The sequence below is a fragment of the Cupriavidus sp. 8B genome (assembly GCF_054589115.1).
Window position 1 is genome coordinate 1 of sequence record NZ_BAAILO010000514.1, and the last position, 2555, is coordinate 2555.

Below are 2555 nucleotides of genomic sequence, written 5' to 3' on the forward strand. Positions count from 1 at the left end.
AGGTAAGTAGCCCCAGGGAGTTGCACCCTGAGGCTCTCGCAGAACGGTGCGTGAACCTCTCGATTCACACCGCTCCCATTATCCAACCGCATGCAGACCGACCCGCCAGTGTACGAACGTCCCAGGAGCAACCTCTTTCATCCTGCAGAGCCAACGCATACTACGCCGCTTGTGCCGCGACAGTGTCTTGTACTTGCGTCGAGCCCATCGCTCGAGTCTTCCATCCAGATAGACGAACAACTCTTGCATGGCAGTCCGATAGAACGCTCCATAGTAGTTCCACCAGCCTTGGATCGTCGGATTGCATAACTCGGCAAGATCATCAAGCGTTGCCGGTGTTCGACTGTGGATCCGCCACCCCCGCACCGTCTGTCTCATCCGCTTTAACGCGTCACTGCTCACCGCCGGCAGGAAACTGGTGAATCGCCGGTTATGCTTGCTCAGCGCTACCCTGGGCCGAAACGTAAAGCCCAGGAACGTAAACTGCACGTTCGGATAAGTGGCCGTGCGATTGCTGTCCTTACAGTAAACGACCTTCGATTTGCCTGGATGCATCGTCAGCCCACATTCCTCCAGCCGCGAGGCAATAGCGCGCATCACCGCTTCGGCTTGCGCCTGCGAGCGGCAATGAACTACCGCATCGTCGGCGTAACGCGCAAAAGGACATTGTGAGTACGTCCGCTTCATCCAGCTATCGAAAGCATAATGCATGAACAGATTCATCAGAATCGGACTGACCACCCCGCCCTGCGGCGTACCACGGGTGCGGGGCACAGTTACCCCGTCCGCCGTTTCGAACGGCGCAGTCAGCCACCGCTCGATGTACAGCAGGATCCAGTCTTCCTTGATGTGGCTTCGCACCGCCTTTAACAACAACGCATGATCAATCTGATCGAACGCCGCCTTGATGTCAAACTCAACAACCCAGCCATACTGCCAGCAACGCTTGCGCGTCACGGCAATCGCCTGTTTCGCCGACTTGCCCGGCCGGTATCCATAAGAATCGGGATGAAACACCGGATCGAGTATCGGCTCGATCATGAGCTTGACTACAGTCTGCGCGATTCGATCAGACACAGTGGGAATGCCCAATTTTCTCATGCCGCCCTTGGCCTTCGGAATCTCCACCTGCTTCACCGGTGGCGGGAAGTACGACCCCGATGACATTCGGTTCCACAGTTTGTATAGATTTCCCGAGAGATTCTGCTCGAACATGGCGATGGTTTCATCGTCCACGCCCGCAGCTCCGCGGTTGGCCCTCACCAGCTGGTACGCCTCCCACACAACCCGCTTCGCAATGCAATACGGTTTCGCTGATTTCATGTCACTCATCCCAGCAATGCCGGTTGGCAACATTCGTCAGCAGGATAACGCTGCCCCTTCGCTCCACCCTCATTACAAGGGCTTCGACACTACTACGAGCAGCTCCGCCCCTCACTTCGGCCTCGGTATTCTTCCTCATGGTGTCTGCCATTTGTCATTTCCCTTCACATCCGAAGCAAGGTTCTCACGTTCCATGCCAAAGCCTGTATTGAGATCATGCCGCCTTTACACCGACTGCCACTGGGTCCGTAGGCAGGTATCGCCCCAGCTCATCCTGGAACCGGTGGACGGCTCCAGTTCCGACAGTATCTTGTTCTCGTAACGATGCGTCATCGGACGGTTGCCGGGTCGGCCGGTGGAATTTCACCACCAGCCGCCCACAGAACCGTGCGTAAACCTCTCGATTTACACGGCTCGTCCCAGCCGTTCTCCTGCTACCTTGCGGCGGCAGATCGACGCGGAAGATCAAGGCTCATCCCGGTTTCCCGGTTGGCGGCGACCTTCGTTGAGCTGAGTCATCCCCTTCGCTCCACTCCCATTACAGAAGCTTCCTCACTACTACGGGATGATCCGCCCCCTTCATGTGCATCGGTACTTTCCCCCTTCGTGGTTCCCACTTATAAGGTTTTCCCTTGGCATCACATGAAGAGTTCCCAAGTTCCGTACCCAAGCCCGGATTAGATTCACGCCACCTATACACCGGACACCGCATGGCCAATAAGCAGGTTCCCGCCATGCTGCTCCTGGGAAGAAAGCACGTCCCCAGTTTTGATGTCGTTTGGAGATGAGTTTCGATGCGTGATCAGTGGTTCACTTTCGTTCGTCTCTCTAATCCATACATGACGTGTTCGACCACGCCTTTTAACCGTAACGTTCACCACCGCAGCGTTTCCGACTGAAGCAGCTTACGGCTGTTTGAAGCCTGCGCCTGCACGCCGGCTTCGGAGGGCCTTCCTCCATCTCAGGTACAGCATCGCCTTCGCACATGCGAACGCGTTCTTGGCACAACGCTTTCGCTCATCTTCTCAATACGTACCTGCCATCCTCATTGGATGACTTTTCCACGGTCGCTCACCACCACGTCTTTTGAACGCAGCAGCACCGGGCGGTTTGAAGCCTGCCCCTGCAGGCCGGCTTCGGGAGGCCGTCTCCCATCTTTGACACAGCACCACAGGCTCGCGCCCGTGTTCGTGACACACTCCACCGTCGAGACTTACTGCTACGTCGCCCTC

1 protein-coding gene is annotated in these 2555 nt (G+C 56.7%); it reads right to left on the minus strand.

Features of this window, described 5'->3' with window-relative positions:
- Positions 1–78 precede the first annotated feature (78 nt).
- A complete protein-coding gene (gene ltrA / locus ACYP5B_RS46015; RefSeq protein WP_459574030.1) occupies positions 79–1356 on the minus strand; it encodes a group II intron reverse transcriptase/maturase in 1278 nt (425 codons plus the stop codon).
- Between the last annotated feature and the right edge of the window lie 1199 nt (positions 1357–2555).

Excerpts from the sequence above, each read along its gene's own strand:
- ltrA (WP_459574030.1), bottom strand. The coding sequence starts at position 1,356 with ATGTTGCCAACCGGCATTGCTGGGATGAGTGACATGAAATCAGCGAAA.